The organism is Rhizobium centroccidentale (assembly GCF_030182565.1).
GTDB lineage: Bacteria > Pseudomonadota > Alphaproteobacteria > Rhizobiales > Rhizobiaceae > Rhizobium.
Window position 1 is genome coordinate 44369 of record NZ_JAQJCG010000018.1, and the last position, 20637, is coordinate 65005.

Consider the following 20637-nt stretch of genomic DNA (forward strand, 5'->3'; position numbering starts at 1 on the left):
CTCAATCCGCAGGGGATTTGATGAGAGGCCTATATGGGAAAACTATTCGGCGGCAACAAGGCGGGCGGAACGCGTTCCTGTCGACAGGCCGCGCACCAGGGTGGCGACAGCCTGGATGGTGTCTGCTGTTGCTTTGCCGTCCTTGGTGAGGCTGGTGGCGATCTGGTTGACGATCGCGGTGCCGACGACGACGCCATCGGCGGACGCGCCGATCAGCTTGGCGTGTTCGGCAGTCTTGACGCCGAAGCCGACGCAGACCGGCAGCTCGGTGTGCTGCTTGATGCGCTCGACGGCACCCGAGACCAGCGACGGGTCGGGCAATGCCGAACCGGTGATGCCGTTCATCGAAACGTAATAGACAAAACCGGTCGTGTTCTTCAGAACCGTCGGCAGGCGCTTGTCATCGGTGGTCGGCGTTGCCAGGCGGATGAAGTTGATGCCCTTGCGGATCGCCGGAATACAAAGCTCGTCATCCATTTCCGGCGGCAGGTCGACGACGATCAGGCCGTCGATCCCAGCTGCAAGTGCATCGTCCAGGAACTTTTCGACGCCATAAATATAGATCGGATTGTAATAGCCCATCATCACGATCGGCGTATCGGCATCGACCTTGCGGAAATCGGCGGCGAGCTGCAGCGTCTTCTTCAGCGTCTGGCCGGCCTTTAGGGCGCGCTGGCCGGCAAGCTGGATCGCCGGGCCGTCGGCCATAGGATCAGAAAAGGGCATGCCAAGCTCGATGACGTCGGCGCCGGCTTCCGGCAGCGCCTTCATGATGCCGAGCGAGGTCTCGTAGTCGGGATCGCCGCCCATGAAATAGGTGACGAGTGCCGGGCGGCCTTCAGCCTTCAAAGCGGCGAAGCGTTTGTCCATACGTGCGGTCATGGCGTCTAACTCACATTCCCAGAATCTTGCCGACGGTGAAGATGTCCTTGTCGCCGCGGCCGGAGAGGTTCATCAGGATGATCTCGTCCTTGCCCATCTTCGGCGCGCGCTTGATCACCTCTGCGAGCGCGTGGCTCGGCTCGAGCGCCGGGATGATGCCTTCGAGGCGCGTCAGCGTCTGGAAGGCTTCGAGCGCCTCATGGTCCATGATCGGCACATATTCGGCGCGACCGATATCGTTCAGCCAGGAATGCTCTGGGCCGATGCCGGGGTAATCGAGGCCGGCCGAGATGGAATGGCCTTCCTTGATCTGGCCGTCGCCGTCCTGCAGCAGATAGGTGCGATTGCCATGCAGCACGCCGGGCGAACCGGCGGTGATCGAGGCGCAATGCTCATCACCCTGCAGACCCTTGCCACCGGCTTCGACGCCGACGATCTTGACGCCCTCATCATCGAGGAAGGGATGGAAGATGCCGATCGCATTCGAGCCGCCGCCGACGGCCGCAATGACGAGATCCGGCAGGCGGCCTTCAGCTTCCAGAATCTGCGCGCGGGCTTCGGTGCCGATCACGGCCTGGAAATCGCGGACCATTTCCGGATAGGGGTGAGGGCCGGCGGCCGTGCCGATCAGATAGTAGGTGTCTTCGACATTGGTGACCCAATCACGAAGGGCTTCGTTCATGGCGTCCTTGAGCGTGCCGCTGCCGGCTGTCACCGGAATGACCTCGGCGCCCAAGAGCTTCATGCGGAAGACGTTCGGCGCCTGACGCTCGACATCGGTCGCGCCCATGTAGACGACGCAGGGCAGGCCGAAGCGGGCGGCAACCGTTGCCGACGCCACGCCATGCTGGCCGGCACCGGTTTCGGCGATGATGCGGGTCTTGCCCATGCGCTTGGCGAGCAGGATCTGGCCGATACAGTTGTTGATCTTGTGCGAACCGGTATGGTTCAGCTCTTCGCGCTTGAAGTAGATCTTCGCGCCGCCAAGCTCCGCCGTCAGGCGCTCGGCAAAGTAAAGCGGGCTCGGTCGGCCGATATAATGCGTGCCGAGAGACTTCAGCTCCGCCTGAAAAGCCGGATCGTCCTTCGCCTTCGCCCATTCCTCCTGCAGATCCAGGATCAGCGGCATGAGCGTTTCGGCAACGAAACGGCCGCCATAAATGCCGAAACGGCCGTCCTCATCGGGGCCGGAGCGGAAGGAATTGGGTTTAGGCGTCTGGTTCACTTTCTACTCCCTGCTGCCGGTTCCGGCACGCATGCTTCTGCAAAAGCGTCGAAAAACTGGTCGATCTTGCCTAGATCCTTCACACCCGGCGAACTCTCGAGGGCAGAGGAAAGATCGATGCCGCTGGCCTTGGTGGAAGCCAGCGCCTCGGCGACATTGTCCTTGTTGACGCCGCCGGACAGCATGTAATCCACCCGATCGTCGAGCCAGCTCATCAGGCTCCAATCGAAGGATACGCCGTTTCCGCCCGGCAGCACAGAGCCGGCGGGCGGCTTGGCATCGAAGAGGAAGCGGTCAGCTATACCGATATAGGATTCCACCCGCTTCAGATCGTCCGCATCGCGCACCGACATGGCCTTCATGACCGGCACGTTGTGGACCGCCTTGATGGTCAGCACGCGCTCCGGGCTTTCATTGCCATGAAGCTGCAGCATATCGGGCTTCACCAGCGCCATGATCTCATCAAGATCGTCATTGGTGGGATCGACCGTGACGGCAACGACTTTCGCCCTGCCGCGGGCACGCTCGGCGAGCGCGCCGGCGAGATCCGGCTCGATATAGCGCGGGCTTTTTTCAAAGAAGATAAAGCCGATATGGGTAGCGCCGCGCTCAAGAGCACGATCCACCGCTTCCGGCGTCTTCAGACCACAAATTTTGATATCGGGGTTCATGGCAGCGGAGTGACATGAAATTTCGAAAGAGTCGAGCCTAAAGGCGACGTTGGCGGGATTTTTGCGTGGCTCTAAGGCCATCGTATATGAAATAGAAAAGGCCCCTCACCCCAGCCCTCTCCCCGTTTTGACGGGGAGAGGGGCGGTCTCGTCAAGCCCCTTCTACCCGCGTGCGGAGAGAAGGTGGACTCGAACAGTTGAGCGAAGCGAACTGTGAGAGGACGGATGAGGGGCCAACCTGGCTATATGCGATTGCCTTGCGCGCCTCTATGCATTCAATCAAAATCGATCGCGTGCAGCTGGCTGCCGTGGCGCTTCAGCCAGGCTTTCGCCTCGTCCATGTCGGGGCAGAGCCTGCGGCAAAGCGACCAGAAGCGGGGGCCATGGTTCATTTCGCGCAAATGCGCGACCTCATGGGCGGCGAGGTAATCGATGACCAAGGGCGGCGCCATGACGATGCGCCAGGAGAAGCTCAAGTTCCCTTGCGAGGAGCAGGAGCCCCAGCGGCTGCGGGTATCCTTCATGGTGATGGATGTGACGCTGGCGCGGACGGCCTTGGCGTGGATAGCCACAAGCTTTTCCAGATCGGCGCGCGCCTCCTTCTTCAGGAAGGTGGCGATGCGGCGGCCGGCATGTTCCGGCAGGCCGCTGACGCGCAGCACCGGTATGCCCTCGACGACGATCGCTTCGGTGAGACCGCGCAGGGTGCCGGTATGCTCGATCCGATGGCGCACGCCGCGCAGGAGGATTTCGCTGCCGCTGCGCAGACTGCTGTCGACCGAGAATTTCGCAAGCTTGGTCAGAAGCCAGCCCTGATGCCGGTCGAGGAAAGCGTTGACCTCGCGTGCCGCCAAACCACGTGGAATGGTCATCTTCAGCGACCGCCCGCCGGGCTCGATCCGGAGCGTGATGCGGGTCGCGCGCTCGTGCTGACGGATCGTCAGCGGCATCAGCCGGCCGGCGACATCGAGCGTACGCGTTTCCGGCGCAGCCAACTTGGCTTGCGGTTTGCGGGATCTGGAGAGCAGCGGAAACATAAGGCAGTTTTATATGATTCGCCAAAGCGCGTCGCAATCTTTCAGATTCGCTCCGTGCGCTTTGGTCTTTGATTTACGCATGTCGTTATCGCAAAACCGCTGCGCACTTTTACGCGACTTGCTTTGCGATTTCTGGCAAAGAAAAACCGGCATCGAGCGATGCCGGCTTTGACCTCGTGACGGAGCTTCCGTCACGGCGTCTGGAATTCGGTCGGCGAGCCGCCATTGTCATTGCGCTTGACGTTGTTGCGCTCGCGCATGAAACGGTCGAACTCTTCCTGATCCTTGGCACGACGTAGTTCGCGGGCGTAGGAGTCGAACTCGGCGCGCATCTCGTCCAGCTTGCGGCGTTCCTGTTCGAGGCGCTCGAGCTCTGCCCGGCGCCAGTCGTCGAAGGCGACGTTGCCGGTGGAGGAATAGGAGTGGCGATGACGATTGCGATAACGTCCGCAGCCAGCAAACATGCCGTCGGTCCTTTCGTTTACATCCCGTTTGAATTCCCGCAAACGTTCTCCGAAGAGAATATAGGCGAGCATGGCAAAGCCAAGCGGCCAGAAGACCACGAAGCCAAGCACCATCAGGGCAATAGTAGCCGGAGTCCAATCCGGTCGAAGCAATGCAGATTGGTTCATTGTCAGGTATCCTCGCACGGCGCATCGCCCCTCGACCGTTACCGGTCATTGGTCAGGCTTCTGCGCGGTTTTTAAAGCTCTACCTGCATCTCAGCGCGTTCCAAGGACGCGCGGCGCGGTAAACGGCCCGATCTTTGCGGTACCGCTGGAATCGAGATGGTAACCTCTTCGTGAGGCTTCAATGGGATCGCGAGGCTGAATCGGACAAGTGTTTGAATCCGCCCGGATAATTCAACAAAAGCTAATAGTTTGCACAGCAAAAGCGGTTCGGGCGCCGACAATGCTCCGGGACGGATTTATCCCATTGATTTTACTTGTTCTCTTAGAGCGGGATGCCGAAAAGTGTGCGCGGTTTTCGGGCGACATCCCGCTATAGCTTTTTGAGTTAGAGACGGATTCAGATTTCAGGTCGAACAGACCTGAAATCATCCGGCTCTAGGCAGATTTGCCGCCCTTGATGACACGCTTGACGACCGAGTGACCGGTGCGGGCATGCTCGCGGGTGAAGGCCAGGATACGCGGCGCGATCTCGCGGCGGAAGCGTGAGCCGTTGAAGACGCCGTAGTGACCGACATCCGGCTGCAGATAGTGCATGCGCATATGTTCGGGGATATTGGTGCAGATGGTCTGTGCCGCATGCGTCTGGCCGACGCCGGAAATATCGTCGTTTTCGCCCTCGACGGTCAGAAGCGCGATGTTGCGGATGGCGGAGGGATCGACACGTTCGCCGCGGTGCATAAGCTCGCCCTTCGGCAGCGCGTGCTTGATGAAGACCTGATCGACCGTCTGCAGATAGAATTCCGCCGTCAGATCCATGACAGCCAGATATTCGTCGTAGAAATCACGATGCTTCTCGGCCGGCTCGCCGTCATTCTTGACGAGATGCACGAAGAAGTCCTTGTGGGCGATCATATGGCGATCGAGGTTCATCGACATGAAGCCGGAAAGCTGCAGGAAGCCGGGATAGACGGGCCGCAGGAAGCCCGGCTGCGGCCAGGGCACGTTCATGACGACATTGTCGGCGAACCATTCCAGCGGCTTTTCCTTGGCAAGCTGGTTGACCGCCGTCGGATTGATGCGGGTATCGATCGGGCCGCCCATCAGCGTCATCGACGAGGGTGCCAGGCGATCGCCCGCAGCTTCCATCACGGCAGCGGCGGCAAGGACCGGGACGGACGGCTGGCAGACGGCAACGACATGCGTATCCGGCCCGAGGTGGTGCAGCATCTCGATGACATAATCGATGTAGTCTTCCAGATCGAAGGTACCTTCAGTCATCGGCACCATGCGGGCGTCGATCCAGTCGGTGATATAGACATCGGCGCCCGGCAGCAGCGCCTCCACGGTGCCGCGCAGCAGCGTCGCATAGTGGCCCGACATCGGCGCGACGATCAGGATACGCGGATCGGCGCCGTGGCCGGCGGGCAGGCTGCGCTCGAAATGGATGAGATTGCAGAAGGGCTTCTTCCAAACGATCTTTTCGTGCACGGAGACGCGTTTGCCCTCAATCTCGGTTTCAGGCAGGCCGAATTCCGGCTTGCCGTAGCGCCGGGTGGTGCGCTCGAAGACCTCGAGACTGGCCGTCAGGGTGCGGCCGAATACCGTATGCGAAAGGGGATTAAGGGGATTGGCGTAAGCCAGGCGCATCATGTCTGCTGCGGCGCGAAAAGGGGCGAGAGCGGCATGGTTGAGTTCATAAAACTGATAAAACATGGGGGCTTTACCTTTCGTGATGCGAGGCATCCGGCCGCGCAAATCACCTAAATCATTGAAGCGCACGCGTCTTGCGTGTCGATGCCTTCACTGCGGCGCTCCTCCAGTCGGCGCTGTGCAGCAGGATAATGACGGCTCCTCAGGCGCGATCCTCATCCTTCCTTATGATCCAACCTAGCAGTTTTTGCTGCAGAGCAACATAACTACAATTGGTTCTTATCGATAAAAAACGCCGGAGAATCGCTTCCCCGGCATCAACAATGATCTCAAAAGGTTAAAGTTCCGGAGCTTCGCACCCCTTACGCGTCGGCGAGGAAGGTCTGCTTCTGCGTGCCCAGGCCTTCCATGCCGAGCTCGACGACATCGCCCGGCTTGAGGTACTGCGGCGGCTTCATGCCCATGCCGACGCCCGGAGGCGTGCCGGTGGAAATGACATCGCCCGGATGCAGCGACATGAACTGGCTGAGATAGGAGACGAGGTAGGCGACGCCATAGACCATGGTCCTGGTCGAGCCGTTCTGCATCATCTTGCCGTTGACCTTCAGCCACATGCCGAGGTTCTGCGGATCGGCGATCTCATCCTTGGTGACGAGCCAGGGGCCGATCGGGCCAAAGGTGTCGCAGGACTTGCCCTTGGTCCACTGTCCCGAACGCTCGGTCTGGAAGGCGCGCTCGGAGACATCGTGGGAAACGCAGTAACCGGCGACATAGTCGAGAGCGTCGGCTTCGCTGACATATTTTGCCGTCTTGCCGATCACGACGCCGAGCTCGACTTCCCAGTCGGTCTTTTCAGAACCGCGCGGGATCAGCACGTTGTCGTTCGGGCCGACGATGGCGGAGCTCGCCTTCATGAAGATGATCGGCTCCGGCGGCACGGTGGCGCCGGTTTCGGCGGCGTGGTCGGAGAAGTTCAGGCCGATGCAGATGAACTTGCCGGTGCCGGCAACGCAAGCACCGAGACGGCCTTCCGGCAACTCGGGCAGGCTCTTCGGATCGAGGGCTGCGATCTTCGCAAGACCTGCGGGCGAAATCGCTTCGCCGCCGATATCGGCAACATGCGCGGAGAGATCGCGGATCTTGCCGTCGCTATCCAGAAGCGCCGGCTTTTCCTTGCCGACTTCGCCAACACGCAACAGTTTCATGGATTTTCCTTCCCTGCATTTTCAAAGACGAAATTGATGAAGCCATATATGAACGAACTATTTACCAGTGTCATCAGGCGATTTTAGGGAGCCTAGCATGGCTTGGCCCTCCGCGCTGGAAAAACAGCTTTTCTAAGCCGAGGATAATGATCTGGCGATTTCAACGATGACGTCGAAGGCGGTGTCGATATCATCAGCCGTCGCCTCAAACTGGCCGGCTTGGAAACGGATAACCAGACGCCCGGAAACACGAGTCTGCGTCAGATAGATACGGCCGTCATTGTTGATCGCATTCAGCAGCCGCTGGGTATGGCTTTCCTGATCGACCCCCTCGGGCGCCTTGTGATCGAAGGAAAACAGCGAAAGGAACGGCTCGGTGACAATTTCGAAATCCGGCTCTGCAGCCAGGCGCTTCGCCAGATTCTGCGACCAGGCGACATGGTTGCGGATCATCGTCCGCAAACCTTCCAAGCCGTGATAGCGCAACAGGAACCAGAGCTTCAGCGCACGGAAGCGGCGGCCCAGCGGCACCGACCATTCCGAATAATTGATGATGCCATCATGGCCGTGCGTGCGCAGATATTCGGGCTGAATCGCCAGCGTGCGGACCAGCGTCTCCGGCTCGCGCACGAACTGGACGGAGCAATCGAATTGCGCGCCGAGCCATTTATGCGGGTTGAAGACGACGGAATCGGCCCGTTCGACACCTTGCCATAGGGTGCGGAATTCCGGGCAGATCATCGCCGAGCCAGCCCACGCGGCATCGACATGGACATAGAGCCCATGCGCATGGGCGACCTCAACGACGGCGGCGATATCGTCACAGGCGCCGACGCTGGTACCACCGACACAGGCGATGACGCCGGCCGGCAGCAAACCAGCAGCGCGATCACGTTCGATCGCATCGGCAAGCGCTTTCGGATCCATGGCCTTGTTGGGGCCGCCAGAGGGAATGCGCACCAGATTCTCATCGCCGACGCCCGATATCCAGATGGCACGGTCTATGGACGTGTGCACCTGGTCGGTCGAATAGATGCGCACTGCCTTATTGGCCGCAAGCCCGCTTTTGTTGCCCTGCCAGTCCAGCGCTCGCTCGCGCATGACAAGAACGGCGGCAAGGGTCGCGGTCGAGGCAGAATCCTGAATGACGCCGGTGAAGGTTTCGGGCAGACCAAGGGCCTGGCGCAGCCAATCGACCACCTTCGTTTCAAGCTCGGTCGCGGAAGGCGATGTCTGCCACAGCATGCACTGGGCGGCGATGGCGCTCACCAGATATTCGGCAACCACCGAGACAGGGGCGGCATTGGCGGGGAAATAAGCGAAGAAGCGCGGGTGCTGCCAATGCGTCATCCCGGGCACGAGGATATTCTCAAAGTCTTTGAAGATATCCTCCATGGTTTCCCCCGATTCCGGCGGGGAATCGGCGATGTGAGCCGCAATCTCGCCGGGCGCCGCCTTTGCCCGGACCGGCCTGTCGCGCAGCGACGCACGATAATCCGCACCCCAATTGGCCGCTTTCTCCGACCACTGCCGGAACTGCTCCCAATCCATGGCGATCCTCCCTGTTCCATCGGACGGGCGGACCTTAGACCGGTTTCGGTACTTGGTCGAGTATCAGAACAGCTCGTCCAGCGCCGGTCCGAGCGGCACGATCCCTGCGGGATTGAGCGTCTTTATCGAATAATAGCCGCGCTTGATATGATCGAAGTTCACGGTTTCCGCAACACCGGGCCAATCGAACATGCGGCGGCAGAAGGATTGCAGATTCGCATAGTCCGACAGGCGACGGAGATTGCATTTGAACAGGCCGTGATAGGCGACATCGAAGCGGACGAGCGTAACGAAGAGCCTGATATCACTTTCGGTTGGATTGTTGGCAACGAGTAAATCCTTGCCTTCCAGCTCGATCTCAAGCTGATCGAGGCAATTGAAGACCTCGCTAAAGGCTTCTTCATAGGCGATCTGCGTCGTGGCGAAGCCCGTGCGATAGACGCCATTGTTGAGAGCGGGATAGATCCGGGCATTGAAACTGTCGATTTCATCCCGCTTGCCGGCCGGATAGAGATCGATGTCATTGCGGGCAAGATCGCCGAAGCCGTCATTCAGCATGCGCAGGATATCGGAGGATTCGTTGTTGACGATCGTGCCTTTCTGCTTGTCCCAAAGAACAGGCACGGTTGCGCGTCCGGTGAAGACAGAATCGGCCTTGGTGTAAATCTCGTGCATGTAGGTAGCGCCGTTTATCGGATCGTTCGTCGCACCGGGATAGTCGCCAAACCGCCAGCCCTGCTTGGACAACACGGGTTGGACGACGGAAACGGAAATGACCTCTTCCAGACCCTTCAGCTTGCGGCCAATCAGGGTACGTGAAGCCCAGGGGCAGATCAGAGCGACGTAAAGATGATAGCGGCCGGCCTCTGCTTTGAAACCGCCGTCACCCGTCGGTCCTGCACGACCATCGGGTGTGACCCAGTTGCGGAAGCTCGAAATCTGGCGAGCGAAACCGCCCTTCTCATCCTTGGCCTGGACCGGCTGCCAATCCTCAGTCCATTTTCCATTTACCAGCAAGGCTCTGTCTCCGCTCGCACGCGTTCCTATAGGCGCGGAGCATAGCGGAACAGAATTTCACTGGAATAACGCAAACTTGAAACAGACTGTCTACCTGGCGAATGCAGATGCCTCTATGTATCAAATGACGCGTTTGCGATCAGGTTTATCGGAGAAATCCCATGGCGACATCCGTTTCCAACGTCAGGACCGACCATGCCAGCCGCTATCTCCAGCAGCTCTGCAAGCATTGGAGTCATCGCTTCAGCGTGGAATTCGATGCGGTTGCCGGCAGGGTGCCGTTCAGCGCGGAAAACTTCCTCGATCTGGCCGCCGAGCCCAGCAACCTCGTCATGACGCTGACGGTCGAGAAGCCCGAAGACCTCGAGCGCATGCAGAGCGTCGTTGCCGACCACCTCAAGCGCTTCGCCTTCCGCGAGGAGCTAGACGTGAGCTGGGCTGCCCGAGTTTAAGTTTCCATCCTCTATTTATAACCAGCCAACGGCCAGTTTCGATCGCCCGCGGCAGACGTTCACCAAGGAAGAAGCCCTCATGACATCAAGTAATAGCCGCGAATCCCAATATCCGATCGACAAGCTCTTTCTCGACCGCTGGTCGCCGCGCGCCTTTTCCAATGAGACCCTGCCGGAAGCCGACCTGCTGACCATCCTGGAAGCGGCGCATTGGGCACCCTCCGCCTCGAATCTGCAGCCCTGGCGTTTCCTCTATGCTCTGCGCGGCTCGGAACATTGGGATCGGTTTTTGAGCGTCCTGATCGACTTCAATCAGGGCTGGGTGAAATCCGCTGGTGCGCTGCTTTTCGTCATTTCCCGCACCCACAGTGGGGAACTCGGCTCCGCTGAGCAGAAGCCCAGCTACAGTCATTCTTTCGATGCGGGCGCGGCCTGGGGCTTCTTGGCGATCCAGGCGCATTTAGCCGGCTATGAAGCCCATGGCATGACCGGCTTCCACGTCGAGAAGGCGTATGAGGTTCTCGGCGTTCCCGACGGCTTCCGGGTCGAGGCTGCCGTTGCGATCGGCAAGATCGGCGACAAGAACCAGCTTCCGGAAAAGCTGCGCGAGCGCGAAGTTCCGAGCCAGCGCAATCCGCTTTCGGGGCTCGCCTTCAACGGCACTTTCGTTGCCAAGTAATTGATAAAAAGAAAGGCCCGCCAAAATTATCTGGCGGGCCTTTTTTGCATCTTCTTCGAGCGATCAGATGTCGAGATTGGCGACGTTCAGCGCATTGTCCTGAATGAACTCGCGCCGCGGCTCGACTTCATCGCCCATGAGCCGGGCAAACAAGCCGTCGGCATCGGTCGCATCCGTGACCCTCACCTGCAGCAGCGAGCGGACGTTCGGGTCGAGCGTCGTTTCCCAGAGCTGCTCGGCATTCATCTCGCCGAGACCTTTATAACGCTGCAATGTCAGCCCCTTGCGGCCGCCGGAAAAGATCGTGTCCAGCAGCTGGCGAGGGCCGGAAATCTCCGTCTCGCCATCGCGGCGAACGAGCTTTGGCGGTGTGACATAGACTTCCTTCAGCCGCGCGCCGAGCTGATCGATGAGGCGAGCATCCTGCGAACCGATGAGCGCCATGTCGAGGAAGACGACTTCCTTGACGCCGCGTACGGTGCGCTCGAAGCGCAGGCCACCCTCGCCCGTCACAGCGCCACTCCAGCCGCGTTCGGTTTCCTCGGCGATGACATCGAGCCGCTTGGCAACGTCATTGGCGAGCGCCTCCGCACGCGTGGGATTGCTGACCATTTCGGCGTTGAGAGCCCCCGCAATAGCGGCCTGTTCGACGACAGCGCGATTGTAGCGGGAATGCAGATTGTCGATCAGCGTACGCAGGCGAAGCGCGTCATAAATCGCCTCGCGCAGATCCTGACCGGTGCGGACTTCGCCATTGCCGAGGCGCAGACTTGCATCGTCCGTGCCCTGTCCGATCAGATATTCTTCCAGTGCCTTCTCGTCCTTGACATATTGCACCGACTTGCCGCGCGTCACCTTATAGAGCGGCGGCTGGGCGATATAGAGATGGCCGCGCTCGATGAGATCGGGCATCTGCCGGAAGAAGAAGGTCAGCAGCAGCGTGCGGATATGCGCGCCGTCGACGTCTGCGTCCGTCATGATGATGATCTTATGGTAACGCAGCTTTTCGGCGTTGAATTCGTCCTTGCCGATGCCGGTGCCGAGCGCGGTAATGAGCGTACCGATTTCCTGGCTCGACAGCATCTTGTCGAAGCGGGCGCGCTCGACGTTGAGGATCTTGCCGCGCAGCGGCAGGATGGCCTGGTTTTCGCGCGAACGGCCCTGCTTGGCCGAACCGCCCGCCGAGTCGCCCTCGACGAGGAAGACTTCGGACTTGGCGGGATCGCGCTCCGAGCAGTCCGCAAGCTTGCCGGGCAGCGAAGCGATATCCAGCGCGCCCTTGCGGCGGGTCAGCTCGCGGGCCTTGCGGGCCGCTTCTCGGGCAGCTGCAGCCTCGACGACTTTGCCGACCAGAACCTTGGCTTCGGACGGATGCTCTTCGAGCCAGGTGCTGAGGGCTTCGTTGACCAGGCTTTCGACGACGGGACGAACTTCGGAGGAAACCAGCTTGTCCTTGGTCTGCGAGGAGAATTTCGGATCGGGAACCTTGACCGACAGCACGGCCGTCAGGCCTTCGCGGCAGTCGTCGCCGGTCAGCGTCACCTTTTCCTTCTTGGTAATGCCCGAGCTGTCCGCATAGGAGGTGATCTGGCGCGTCAGGGCGGCGCGGAAGCCGGCCATATGCGTGCCGCCATCGCGCTGCGGGATGTTATTGGTGAAGCAGAGCACGTTTTCGTGGTAGCTGTCGTTCCACCACATCGCCACTTCGACGGTGATTCCGTCCTTCTCGCTGCGGATCGATACCGGCTTTTGAACCAGCGGCTTCTTGGCGCGATCGAGATAGGAAACGAAGGCTTCCAGGCCGCCGTCGTAAAGCAACTCTTCCTGCCTGATGTCGGAATGACGCTTGTCGGTCAGAAGAATGCGGACGCCGGAATTCAGGAAGGCGAGTTCGCGCAGACGATGCTCGAGCGTGCTGTAATCGAACTCAATCATGGTGAAGGTTTCGGAGCTCGGCATGAAGCTGACTTCGGTGCCGGTCTCATCGCCCGCATCACCGGTTTCCTTCAGCGGCGCATCGGCCACGCCATGGGTGAAGCTCATTTCATGGATCTTGCCCTGGCGGCGGATTTTCAGCTTCAACCAGACGGACAGCGCATTGACGACCGAGACGCCGACGCCATGCAGGCCACCGGAAACCTTATAGGAATTCTGGTCGAACTTACCGCCGGCATGCAGCTGGGTCATGATAACCTCAGCCGCCGAAACACCTTCGCCGCTGTGAATATCCGTCGGGATGCCGCGGCCGTTGTCGGTGACCGTGACTGAACCGTCGGGATTGAGCGTCACCGTGACGATATCGGCATGGCCGGCCAAGGCCTCGTCGATCGCGTTATCGACCACCTCATAGACCATGTGATGCAGGCCCGAACCATCATCCGTATCGCCGATATACATGCCGGGACGCTTGCGCACGGCATCGAGTCCTTTCAGGACCTTGATGGAATCTGCGCCATACTCGGCGTTGCCACCATTATCGGTTACGGACGTGTCAGTCATATATTGAAGTCTTTCCAGTGTTTAGAGAACGCTACCGATCCCTAGAGCATGATGCCGAAAAGTGTGAGCGGTTTTCGGACGGCATCATGCTCTACTTCTTTAAGTTTGGAGCGGATTCAGATTTCAGGTCGTGAAATCATCCGACCCTAACGAATCAGCGGTTTTTCCTAGCTTGTATATAGGATGTTTCACCCTGAAGTTCCAAACGGAAGGCCCCGAAATCAGGTATAAAACAGGGGATTAAGGCGGTTTTCAGCCGGTTTTTCCGGCATTTTCCAGAACCTTCGAGAGTTCGCGGATCGTTGCTGCGTCAAGGCTGCGGATCTTGCCTGCCAAGTGATTGACAAAGGCCGTATATTCCGGCGCAAGCCCGGAGGTATCGACGACGACGCGCGGGTCGGAAAACCGCGCCAGCAAGAACAATTCCTCGGCCTCGTCCCAGATGATGTTGAAGTAGCCGGCGATGCGCTGCAGGAGATCGAAGGTCGGCAGACCGCGCTTTCCGTGTTCTAAGGCGGATAAATAAGCCGGAGTCACGTTCAGCGCAGCCGCCATCTGCTTCTGCGAGACGCCCTTGCGTAGCCGCAGCTTGCGTACCGCTTCGCCGAAAGGGGTCAAAGCTTCTCCCCCTTCAGGCGCGACAGGCGGATATAGAGCGCACCCTCACCACCGTGATGTTGTGCCGCCGTCTCGTAAGAGGAAATCAGAAAACGGAATTCCGGCTTGGAAAACCAGAGCGGTACGGCGCGCTTCAGCGCTCCTTCGCTGCCCATGGAGCTGCCCTTGCCTGTTATGACGAGCACATGGCGAAGGCCGCGGCTATGGGCGCGCAGCAGGAAATCCAGAAGCATGCCATGAGCCTCGCTCTGGATGAGGCCGTGAAGATCGATCCTGGCTTCGAGTGCCAGATGCCCCCTGGCGATCTTGCGCTTGACGGGCCGTTCGAGCGGATAGTGACGGCCGGCGGGCTGCTTGGCCGGTGCCGGAGTTTCCTGCGTTTCGGCCGAGGAAGACACTGGCTTCGTCTTTGCGGCGCGGGCGATTTCTTCGATTTCGGCTTCCGCCTGCAGTGCCGCTTCGAAAGCCTCGATATCAGCCACACGTCCGGGCATGGGACGCGTGCTCTTGGCGACCTTACCCCAGAGGATACGGTCCTCTGCACTGAGCTTTCGTTCCTTGTTCTGCCGTTCCGGGGCCATCAGCCAAACCTCTGCGCCGCCGCCTTCGGAATGAGTATATAAAAATCAGCGTCGTTGCGCACGGTGCCGGCGAGCTCTCCGGCATCGTAGCCGGAGCCGGTAAAGATATCGCCACGCGCCGGCCCCACGATCGCCGAGCCAGTATCGAGCGCCAGCATCAGCCGAGCGAAGGGCTTGCCAGCGTCGAGATGCGTCAGGCTTTCAGATCGGATGAAGAAGGGGAAACCGAAAGTGTGGATGAGCCGGTCGACCGCAAGGGAACGGCCTGGTACCAGCGGCACCTTCGCCGCTGCAATCGGGCCGAGAGCGGGATCGCTGACATCGGCTTCACGGAAGAAGATGTAGGATCGATTGTGCGAGAGGACCTCGTCGACCTGATCCGGATGGGCATACAGCCAGTCGCGGATCGTCTGCATAGAGATCGTCGCGCGATCCAGCAGGCCCCGGTCTATGAGCAGGCGCCCGACGGCGGAGAAGGGATGACCCGCCTTGGCGGCGTAAGTGATACGGCCAAGACGCCCGTCCGGATAGCGCAGACGCGCCGCGCCCTGCACATGCACGAAGAAGACATCTACCTTGGATTTCGCCCAGGCGATCTCCAGGCCCTCGCCTTCGAGATAGCCGCGATCGATCTCGCCGCGGTCCGGATAAGCGGAAATTATCCCGTCTCGCAACCGTCCGAACATGTAGGATGGGTCAAGTTCCGCGGGTCGGTTGCTGTCATCCAGATCGATCAGATCGGCCGGCCGGCGATAGAAGGGGTAGCGATAGGGTCCACCCGGCACAGCCGAAACGTCTATTTCCGGCTCGAAGAAGGCGGTTACGAAACCACTGGCACCGCCATCGCGGCGAATGAAGAAGGGCTGGCAGTGCTCTTCGAAGAAGGCTCTGGCTTCGGCTGCATCGCCAGGCTCTTTCCGTTCTGCGGCATCGAGGAGCGTCAGGAGATCCTTAGCCGTCAGTCCGGCAGCGCCGGTGCGATAGGGCTTCCCATCGCGGATATGGGTGCGACAGTCCTTCATCGCGCGAAAAAGGCTGGAAGGATCGTCCTCCTCCCAGCCCCTCAGATCGGCGAAGGTTGTCGGCTCCAGCCTGAAGTCCTGCGATGGGCTCGTCATTGTTCCGATTCGGTCGCCACGAGTTTCCAGTTCGGATCGCGCGAACGCGTGTCGCGGGCAAAGGTCCATAGGTCGCTGATTTCCGCAACAGCTTCAGCATCACCATCGATCAAGGTGCCGGCCTTGTCGTAGGTGGCCGAGATCATCTGGCTGACGATGCGCATGGTGATGAGGGCATCCGTGCCCTTCACCTCGGCGGTGACGATATCGGCCTTGTCGATGCCGACGAAGGTCGATTTGACCTTTTCACCCTTGGCTTCGCGTTCGGCGATGGCGGCATCGAAACCCTCGTAGACCTCACGCGACAGCAGCCCCTTCAGCGACTTGCGGTCGCCCTCGGCAAAGGCCATGACGATCATCTCATAGGCCATGCGGGCACCGTTGACGAATTCCTTCGGATTGAAGGAAGGATCGGCCTTGCTTACGTCGCGCAGCGAATCATTGAGTGGCGTTCCGGCCGGGGTGAAGGCATCGATCGCAGCAAAACGGTCTTCCTCTTCGGTGCCGTCACGGCGCGGCAGGGTGACCACCTTGCCGGCGTCCGGTGCCGTCTGGCTATTTGCCGGATCTGCAGAACCGTAGAGATCGCGCGGCGGCTTCTCATTTCCCGTACGGCGGCCAAGAACGCTGCGCAGCTGAAAGAAGATCAGCACCGCCGCCACCAGGAAAAAGATCGTCACAAAGTCGTTTGCACCCATCTCGTATCGGAACCACCGTTAAAATTAAAAGATCAAACCCCATATAGTCCGCATCGATCTATCATTCAAATAGCGGACCCGTTTCTTTATTATATGCGAGAAACCAACGCTTACGCGAAGAAACACGCTCTCAGGACCACCGTAACATGCGCCTATCACTTCTTCCTATCGTCGTTTTTCTGATGCCTCTGGCTGAAATCGCCGGATTCATCGTGGTCGGAAAAATGATCGGCGTCTGGGCAACCCTGGGGCTTGTCATCCTCAGCGTGCTGCTCGGTGCCGCTCTTTTGAGAATCCAGGGCATTGGCATTCTCCAGCGCATCTCTGCCGAAAGCCGCAACGGCGGCGATCCCGGTCGCGAGATGGTGCATGGCGCCATGATCGTCGTGGCAGCCTTCTTCCTGATGCTGCCCGGCTTCATCTCAGATATCATCGGCCTGCTGCTCTTCATCCCGGCCGTACGCGATCTCGCCTGGCAGGTTTTGCGCAAGCGCATCGTCGTTGTCGGCAATTCGCGGGCGTTCCGCCGCGGGCAAGGCCCGGGCGCCGGACCGCAGGGCCGGCCGAACAAACCCGGAAACGTCGTCGATCTCGATGAAGGCGATTTCCATCGGGAGCCGAACCGCAACTCGCCCTGGTCGGACCAAAAGCGGCTGGAAGACTAGAGAACGGCCTCCGGAGCGCCGGAGCCATAAGGGTTGTAAGCCCCTTTTCTAAATGCTAGATGGCGACACCCATCGAGACGTGAGAGGACACCCCCATGGCCAACGAGACCAACGGCAACGGTGCTGCCAGCCCGAGCCTCAGCATCCTTGCTCAGTACACCAAGGATCTTTCCTTTGAAAATCCGGGTGCTCCGCGCTCGCTTCAGGCCCGGGAAAATGCCCCCGACATCAATATCAATGTGAACGTCAACGCCAACCCGCTGTCGGATTCCGATTTCGACGTCGTGCTGACGCTGAGCGCCGAAGCCAAGGATGGCGAGCGCGTACTCTTCCACACCGAGCTGGTCTATGGCGGCGTCTTCCGCGTCACCGGTTTCCCGCAGGAACACATGCTGCCCCTGCTCTTCATCGAGTGCCCGCGCCTGCTGTTCCCCTTCGCACGCCAGATCATCGCCGATGTCACGCGCAATGGCGGCTTCCCGCCGCTGATGATCGACCCGATCGATTTCGCGCAGATGTTCACGCAGCGCATGGCCGAAGAGCAGGCTCGCGCTCAGGTTTCGGCTGTTCCGAACTAAGCCTGTATTTTTCCAGTTCCAGAAGCGAAAATGCCCGGATCGCACGTCCGGGCATTTTCCTTTGATGTTTTGGAAAGCGCTTTTACTCGGAAGCGCTGTATTTCGACCAAACTCCCTTCGTGCCGAGCTTGGCGACCAGCGCTGCATGAGCCGCGAGTTCCTCCTCGGTCAGTCGGCTCGGCAGCGGAGCGGGCCGCGCGAAGATGTCGACGACGACTTCTTCCGCGACATCGTTCTGGCGTGAGCGCGCTGATGAACCGGTGACGCTGCCAAGCCCCAGGGCCGTCTGCCTTCCACCGATCATCTCGATATAGACTTCGGCCAGCAGTTCGGAGTCGAGCAACGCGCCATGTTTCGTGCGGTGCGAATTGTCGATGCCGTAGCGACGGCAGAGCGCATCCAGCGAATTTGGCCCCATCGGATGCTTGCGTCGCGCCATGGCGAGCGTATCGATTACCATGTCGGGAAGAATCGGCGGGCGGCCAAGCCTTGCGAACTCCGCATTGACGAAGCCCATGTCGAAGGTGGCGTTATGCGCAATCCATTTGGCATCGCCGAAAAATTCGAGAATTTCGTCTGCGACGGTTTCGAAGAGCGGTTTGCCCGTCAGGAACTCGTCGGTAATGCCGTGCACGGCCAGAGCATCGGGATGCACTTTGCGGTCACCCGGATTGATATAGATGTGCAGCGTCTTTCCGGTCGGGAAATGGTTGAAGAGCTCGATGCCGCCGATTTCGATAATACGGTCGGCCCTGTTGTCGAGGCCTGTGGTTTCCGTATCGAAAATGATTTCGCGCATATCGAAACTCCGCTTTCCTATGTCTTGCTCTGCTGTTTGCGCCGCAGATCCGCAATGATCTCTCTGACCTGTTCGCCGGCCGCCTCGATGCTTCCGCCGGTATCGATGACGTAATCGGCGCGCGCCCGTTTTTCCGCATCCGGCGTCTGGCGGGAGAGAATCATATTGAATTTTTCCTCCGTCATGCCCGGTCGGGCAAGCACCCTCTGCCGTTGAATCTGTGGATCGCAGCTGACGACGACGATTTTATCCACGCGTTTGTCGGCGCCGGTTTCGAAGAGCAGGGGGATATCCAGCATCACCATATCGGCGCCGGCCTTACGCTGACGTTCCAGAAACTGACGCTCGCGTTCGCGCACCAGCGGATGAACGATGGCCTCGAGACGCTTGAACCCGGAAGGATCGCCGGCAAGCTTTCGGCTGAGCTCCTGCCGGTCGACCTTGCCGCTGCTGGTCGTGCCCGGAAAGGCCGCCTCGACCAGCGGAACGGCTTCGCCACTATAGAGATCGTGCACGACCGCATCGGAATCGTTCACAGGTATTCCGGCTTCGGCGAAGAGTTTTGCCGAGGTCGATTTTCCCATACCGATCGATCCGGTGAGCCCGATCCTGATCATATTAGTGCTTTTCCATGTCGGCGATGATCAATGCCCTCAAGGTTTCATCAACTGCCGGACGCTTTCCAAACCATTTTTCGAAGCCCGGCACGGCCTGGTGCAGTAGCATGCCGAGACCGTCGACGATGGCAAAGCCCTGTTCCTCGGCTTGGGCGAGAAGCGGCGTCTTCAGCGGTACGTAGACAATGTCGGTGACGACGGCGCCTTCGGCAAGGGGAGAGAAATCGATGCGGGGCGCTGCTTCGCCATCCATGCCGAGCGATGTCGTATTGATAAAGAGACCGGCATCCTGCATGACCTCGCCGAGCGCGGTCATCGGATGAGCATGGACCCGCTCGCCGAAGCGATCCGCTAGTTCCTGCGCCCTCTCGATCGTGCGGTTGACCACATGAATTTCCTTGAAACCGCGATCGCGCACCGCCTGGATGACGGCTCGGCTGGCGCCGCCGGCTCCAAGGATGACGGCACGATCGCTGCGATCCCAACCGGGATGACGCTCGTCGAGGTTTGCCGTGAAGCCGCGGCCATCGGTATTCGTTGCATGCAGCTTGCCATTTTCAAGCCACAGGGTGTTGGACGCGCCCAATTCTTCCGAAAGTTCGTCGGGCCGATCGGCGAGTTTGAAGGCTGCTTCCTTATGAGGGATGGTGACGTTGCCGCCGCCGAAGCCGCTGGTGCCATCTTTCAGGGACGCAATGAAGGCGGCGAAATCCTCCGCTGCCACTTCATGGGCGCGGTAGGTTCCGGCCAGACCGAGCTGCTTCAACCAATAGCCGTGGATCAGCGGCGAACGCGAATGCCTGACCGGATAACCCGTTACGAAAGCGTTTACGCTTTGTGTTTCACGTGAATCATCCATCGATCGTCCCCAACTCTCGCAGTTTTTCCAGAAGCGGTAGCATCGGCAATCCGAGGATGGTGAAGTAGTCGCCGTCGATTTTCGAGAAGAGCTGGATGCCTTCGCCCTCAAGCTGATAGGCGCCGACGCTTGACAATGCCTTCTCGCCGACGCGGCTCAGATGCCGATAGATGAAGTCGGCCGGCAGCTGCCGCATGGTCAGATCGGCGTGGGATACATGTTCCCAGATGATATCGCCGTTGCGCGCCAAAGCGATGGCGCTGTTCAGCCGATGGGTTTTACCCGATAGCGTCCTCAGATGATTTTCCGCATCGGCCATCGACTTCGGCTTGTGAAAGACCTGGGCACCGAGCGACATGGTCTGATCCGAACCGATGACGAGCGAGGCGGGAAAGCGATCGCTCACCTCTTTTGCCTTCGCCTTTGCCAGCACGAGCGCGACCGCATCCGGGCTGGCGCCACCCAGTTCCAGCGGTGCTTCGATGGCGCGCTCATCGATATCGGCGGCGATCGCCTGAAAATGTAATCCGGCGTTTTCCATCAGCATCCGCCGGAATGGGCTGGATGATGCAAGGATAAGGGGCGAGGTCATGACGGCTGCCTC

General features: G+C 59.7%; 22 protein-coding genes. 4 read left to right on the forward strand and 18 right to left on the reverse strand.

The features are described 5' to 3' along the window. Positions 1-42: 42 nt before the first annotated feature. The 9 genes from trpA to PH562_RS21925 form a co-directional block, all read right to left on the reverse strand. Entirely contained in the window at positions 43-882 is an 840-nt protein-coding gene (gene trpA, locus PH562_RS21885; protein ID WP_112338587.1) for a tryptophan synthase subunit alpha, read from the reverse strand. A 10-nt stretch (positions 883-892) separates the two neighbouring features. Then, on the reverse strand, positions 893-2107 hold the full coding sequence (trpB, locus tag PH562_RS21890) for a tryptophan synthase subunit beta (protein ID WP_112606984.1): 1215 nt from the start codon (positions 2105-2107) through the stop codon (positions 893-895). Continuing rightward, entirely contained in the window at positions 2104-2778 is a 675-nt protein-coding gene (locus tag PH562_RS21895; protein WP_113232986.1) for a phosphoribosylanthranilate isomerase, read from the reverse strand. Before PH562_RS21895 ends, trpB begins: the two co-directional genes overlap by 4 nt. A gap of 275 nt (positions 2779-3053) precedes the next feature. Then, a complete protein-coding gene (locus tag PH562_RS21900) occupies positions 3054-3815 on the reverse strand; it encodes a M48 family metallopeptidase (protein ID WP_285175586.1) in 762 nt (253 codons plus the stop codon). 191 nt (positions 3816-4006) lie between these two features. Continuing rightward, a complete protein-coding gene (locus tag PH562_RS21905) occupies positions 4007-4447 on the reverse strand; it encodes a DUF2852 domain-containing protein (protein WP_167078379.1) in 441 nt (146 codons plus the stop codon). A 435-nt stretch (positions 4448-4882) separates the two neighbouring features. Beyond that, positions 4883-6160 (reverse strand): polyhydroxyalkanoate depolymerase, encoded by a 1278-nt coding sequence (locus PH562_RS21910; protein ID WP_285175587.1) that lies wholly within the window; start codon positions 6158-6160, stop codon positions 4883-4885. A 299-nt stretch (positions 6161-6459) separates the two neighbouring features. After that, entirely contained in the window at positions 6460-7302 is an 843-nt protein-coding gene (locus PH562_RS21915) for a fumarylacetoacetate hydrolase family protein (protein ID WP_167078383.1), read from the reverse strand. Between the two features lie 132 nt (positions 7303-7434). Next, positions 7435-8853 carry a pyridoxal phosphate-dependent decarboxylase family protein gene (locus PH562_RS21920; protein ID WP_285175588.1) on the reverse strand — a complete coding sequence of 473 codons (1419 nt, stop codon included), beginning with the start codon at positions 8851-8853 and terminating at the stop codon, positions 7435-7437. Positions 8854-8916: 63 nt separating this feature from the next. Continuing rightward, complete coding sequence (locus PH562_RS21925; protein ID WP_285175589.1) at positions 8917-9870, reverse strand: glutathione S-transferase family protein; 954 nt, start codon at positions 9868-9870, stop codon at positions 8917-8919. A gap of 161 nt (positions 9871-10031) precedes the next feature. On the opposite strand from PH562_RS21925, the gene PH562_RS21930 reads away from it, so the two are divergent. After that, on the forward strand, positions 10032-10322 hold the full coding sequence (locus PH562_RS21930; protein ID WP_285175590.1) for a DUF2218 domain-containing protein: 291 nt from the start codon (positions 10032-10034) through the stop codon (positions 10320-10322). A gap of 79 nt (positions 10323-10401) precedes the next feature. Next, positions 10402-11001 carry a nitroreductase family protein gene (locus tag PH562_RS21935; RefSeq protein ID WP_285175591.1) on the forward strand — a complete coding sequence of 200 codons (600 nt, stop codon included), beginning with the start codon at positions 10402-10404 and terminating at the stop codon, positions 10999-11001. A 63-nt stretch (positions 11002-11064) separates the two neighbouring features. Here the strand turns inward: PH562_RS21935 and gyrB are convergent, their stop codons facing one another. The 5 genes from gyrB to PH562_RS21960 all read right to left on the reverse strand — a co-directional run bounded on the left by gyrB (position 11065) and on the right by PH562_RS21960 (position 16515). Further along, positions 11065-13500, reverse strand: a complete 2436-nt coding sequence (gene gyrB, locus PH562_RS21940) for a DNA topoisomerase (ATP-hydrolyzing) subunit B (RefSeq protein WP_285175592.1) — start codon at positions 13498-13500, stop codon at positions 11065-11067. Positions 13501-13752: 252 nt separating this feature from the next. Continuing rightward, complete coding sequence (locus PH562_RS21945; protein ID WP_015338176.1) at positions 13753-14118, reverse strand: helix-turn-helix domain-containing protein; 366 nt, start codon at positions 14116-14118, stop codon at positions 13753-13755. Beyond that, entirely contained in the window at positions 14115-14699 is a 585-nt protein-coding gene (locus PH562_RS21950; RefSeq protein ID WP_285175593.1) for a Smr/MutS family protein, read from the reverse strand. Before PH562_RS21950 ends, PH562_RS21945 begins: the two co-directional genes overlap by 4 nt. Then, a complete protein-coding gene (gene mltA, locus PH562_RS21955) occupies positions 14699-15817 on the reverse strand; it encodes a murein transglycosylase A (protein WP_285175594.1) in 1119 nt (372 codons plus the stop codon). The genes PH562_RS21950 and mltA overlap by 1 nt, the downstream gene beginning before the upstream one ends. After that, complete coding sequence (locus PH562_RS21960; protein WP_285175595.1) at positions 15814-16515, reverse strand: Tim44/TimA family putative adaptor protein; 702 nt, start codon at positions 16513-16515, stop codon at positions 15814-15816. The genes mltA and PH562_RS21960 overlap by 4 nt, the downstream gene beginning before the upstream one ends. Positions 16516-16661: 146 nt before the next feature. Here PH562_RS21960 and PH562_RS21965 point away from each other — a divergent pair, with 146 nt between their 5' ends. Together PH562_RS21965 and secB are read left to right on the forward strand one after the other, a co-directional pair. Beyond that, the gene (locus PH562_RS21965; RefSeq protein ID WP_095433401.1) at positions 16662-17180 is read left to right on the forward strand and encodes an FxsA family protein; all 519 of its coding nucleotides are present in this window, start codon (positions 16662-16664) and stop codon (positions 17178-17180) included. Positions 17181-17275: 95 nt separating this feature from the next. Further along, positions 17276-17758 (forward strand): protein-export chaperone SecB, encoded by a 483-nt coding sequence (gene secB, locus PH562_RS21970; protein WP_069613913.1) that lies wholly within the window; start codon positions 17276-17278, stop codon positions 17756-17758. Positions 17759-17840: 82 nt separating this feature from the next. Here the strand turns inward: secB and dnaQ are convergent, their stop codons facing one another. The 4 genes from dnaQ to PH562_RS21990 are packed head-to-tail and all read right to left on the reverse strand — an operon-like array spanning position 17841 to position 20625. Next, positions 17841-18557, reverse strand: a complete 717-nt coding sequence (gene dnaQ / locus PH562_RS21975) for a DNA polymerase III subunit epsilon (RefSeq protein WP_113232973.1) — start codon at positions 18555-18557, stop codon at positions 17841-17843. Positions 18558-18574: 17 nt separating this feature from the next. Then, positions 18575-19174: a dephospho-CoA kinase gene (gene coaE, locus PH562_RS21980; RefSeq protein WP_113232972.1), complete on the reverse strand. Its 600-nt coding sequence runs from the start codon at positions 19172-19174 to the stop codon at positions 18575-18577. 1 nt (position 19175) lies between these two features. After that, positions 19176-20033, reverse strand: coding sequence for a shikimate dehydrogenase (locus tag PH562_RS21985; protein WP_285175600.1), 858 nt, complete (start codon positions 20031-20033; stop codon positions 19176-19178). Next, a complete protein-coding gene (locus PH562_RS21990) occupies positions 20026-20625 on the reverse strand; it encodes a Maf-like protein (RefSeq protein WP_285175602.1) in 600 nt (199 codons plus the stop codon). Before PH562_RS21990 ends, PH562_RS21985 begins: the two co-directional genes overlap by 8 nt. Positions 20626-20637 lie beyond the last annotated feature (12 nt).

Coding starts and splice junctions, on each gene's coding strand:
- PH562_RS21950 (WP_285175593.1), bottom strand. CDS start 14,699: ATGGCCCCGGAACGGCAGAACAAGGAACGAAAGCTCAGTGCAGAGGAC.
- PH562_RS21990 (WP_285175602.1), bottom strand. CDS start 20,625: ATGACCTCGCCCCTTATCCTTGCATCATCCAGCCCATTCCGGCGGATG.
- PH562_RS21915 (WP_167078383.1), bottom strand. CDS start 7,302: ATGAAACTGTTGCGTGTTGGCGAAGTCGGCAAGGAAAAGCCGGCGCTT.
- PH562_RS21960 (WP_285175595.1), bottom strand. CDS start 16,515: ATGGGTGCAAACGACTTTGTGACGATCTTTTTCCTGGTGGCGGCGGTG.
- PH562_RS21920 (WP_285175588.1), bottom strand. CDS start 8,853: ATGGATTGGGAGCAGTTCCGGCAGTGGTCGGAGAAAGCGGCCAATTGG.
- dnaQ (WP_113232973.1), bottom strand. CDS start 18,557: ATGCGCGAAATCATTTTCGATACGGAAACCACAGGCCTCGACAACAGG.
- PH562_RS21985 (WP_285175600.1), bottom strand. CDS start 20,033: ATGGATGATTCACGTGAAACACAAAGCGTAAACGCTTTCGTAACGGGT.
- PH562_RS21905 (WP_167078379.1), bottom strand. CDS start 4,447: ATGAACCAATCTGCATTGCTTCGACCGGATTGGACTCCGGCTACTATT.
- PH562_RS21965 (WP_095433401.1), top strand. CDS start 16,662: ATGCGCCTATCACTTCTTCCTATCGTCGTTTTTCTGATGCCTCTGGCT.
- PH562_RS21930 (WP_285175590.1), top strand. CDS start 10,032: ATGGCGACATCCGTTTCCAACGTCAGGACCGACCATGCCAGCCGCTAT.
- mltA (WP_285175594.1), bottom strand. CDS start 15,817: ATGACGAGCCCATCGCAGGACTTCAGGCTGGAGCCGACAACCTTCGCC.
- coaE (WP_113232972.1), bottom strand. CDS start 19,174: ATGATCAGGATCGGGCTCACCGGATCGATCGGTATGGGAAAATCGACC.
- secB (WP_069613913.1), top strand. CDS start 17,276: ATGGCCAACGAGACCAACGGCAACGGTGCTGCCAGCCCGAGCCTCAGC.
- gyrB (WP_285175592.1), bottom strand. CDS start 13,500: ATGACTGACACGTCCGTAACCGATAATGGTGGCAACGCCGAGTATGGC.
- trpA (WP_112338587.1), bottom strand. CDS start 882: ATGACCGCACGTATGGACAAACGCTTCGCCGCTTTGAAGGCTGAAGGC.
- PH562_RS21910 (WP_285175587.1), bottom strand. CDS start 6,160: ATGTTTTATCAGTTTTATGAACTCAACCATGCCGCTCTCGCCCCTTTT.
- PH562_RS21900 (WP_285175586.1), bottom strand. CDS start 3,815: ATGTTTCCGCTGCTCTCCAGATCCCGCAAACCGCAAGCCAAGTTGGCT.
- PH562_RS21935 (WP_285175591.1), top strand. CDS start 10,402: ATGACATCAAGTAATAGCCGCGAATCCCAATATCCGATCGACAAGCTC.
- PH562_RS21895 (WP_113232986.1), bottom strand. CDS start 2,778: ATGAACCCCGATATCAAAATTTGTGGTCTGAAGACGCCGGAAGCGGTG.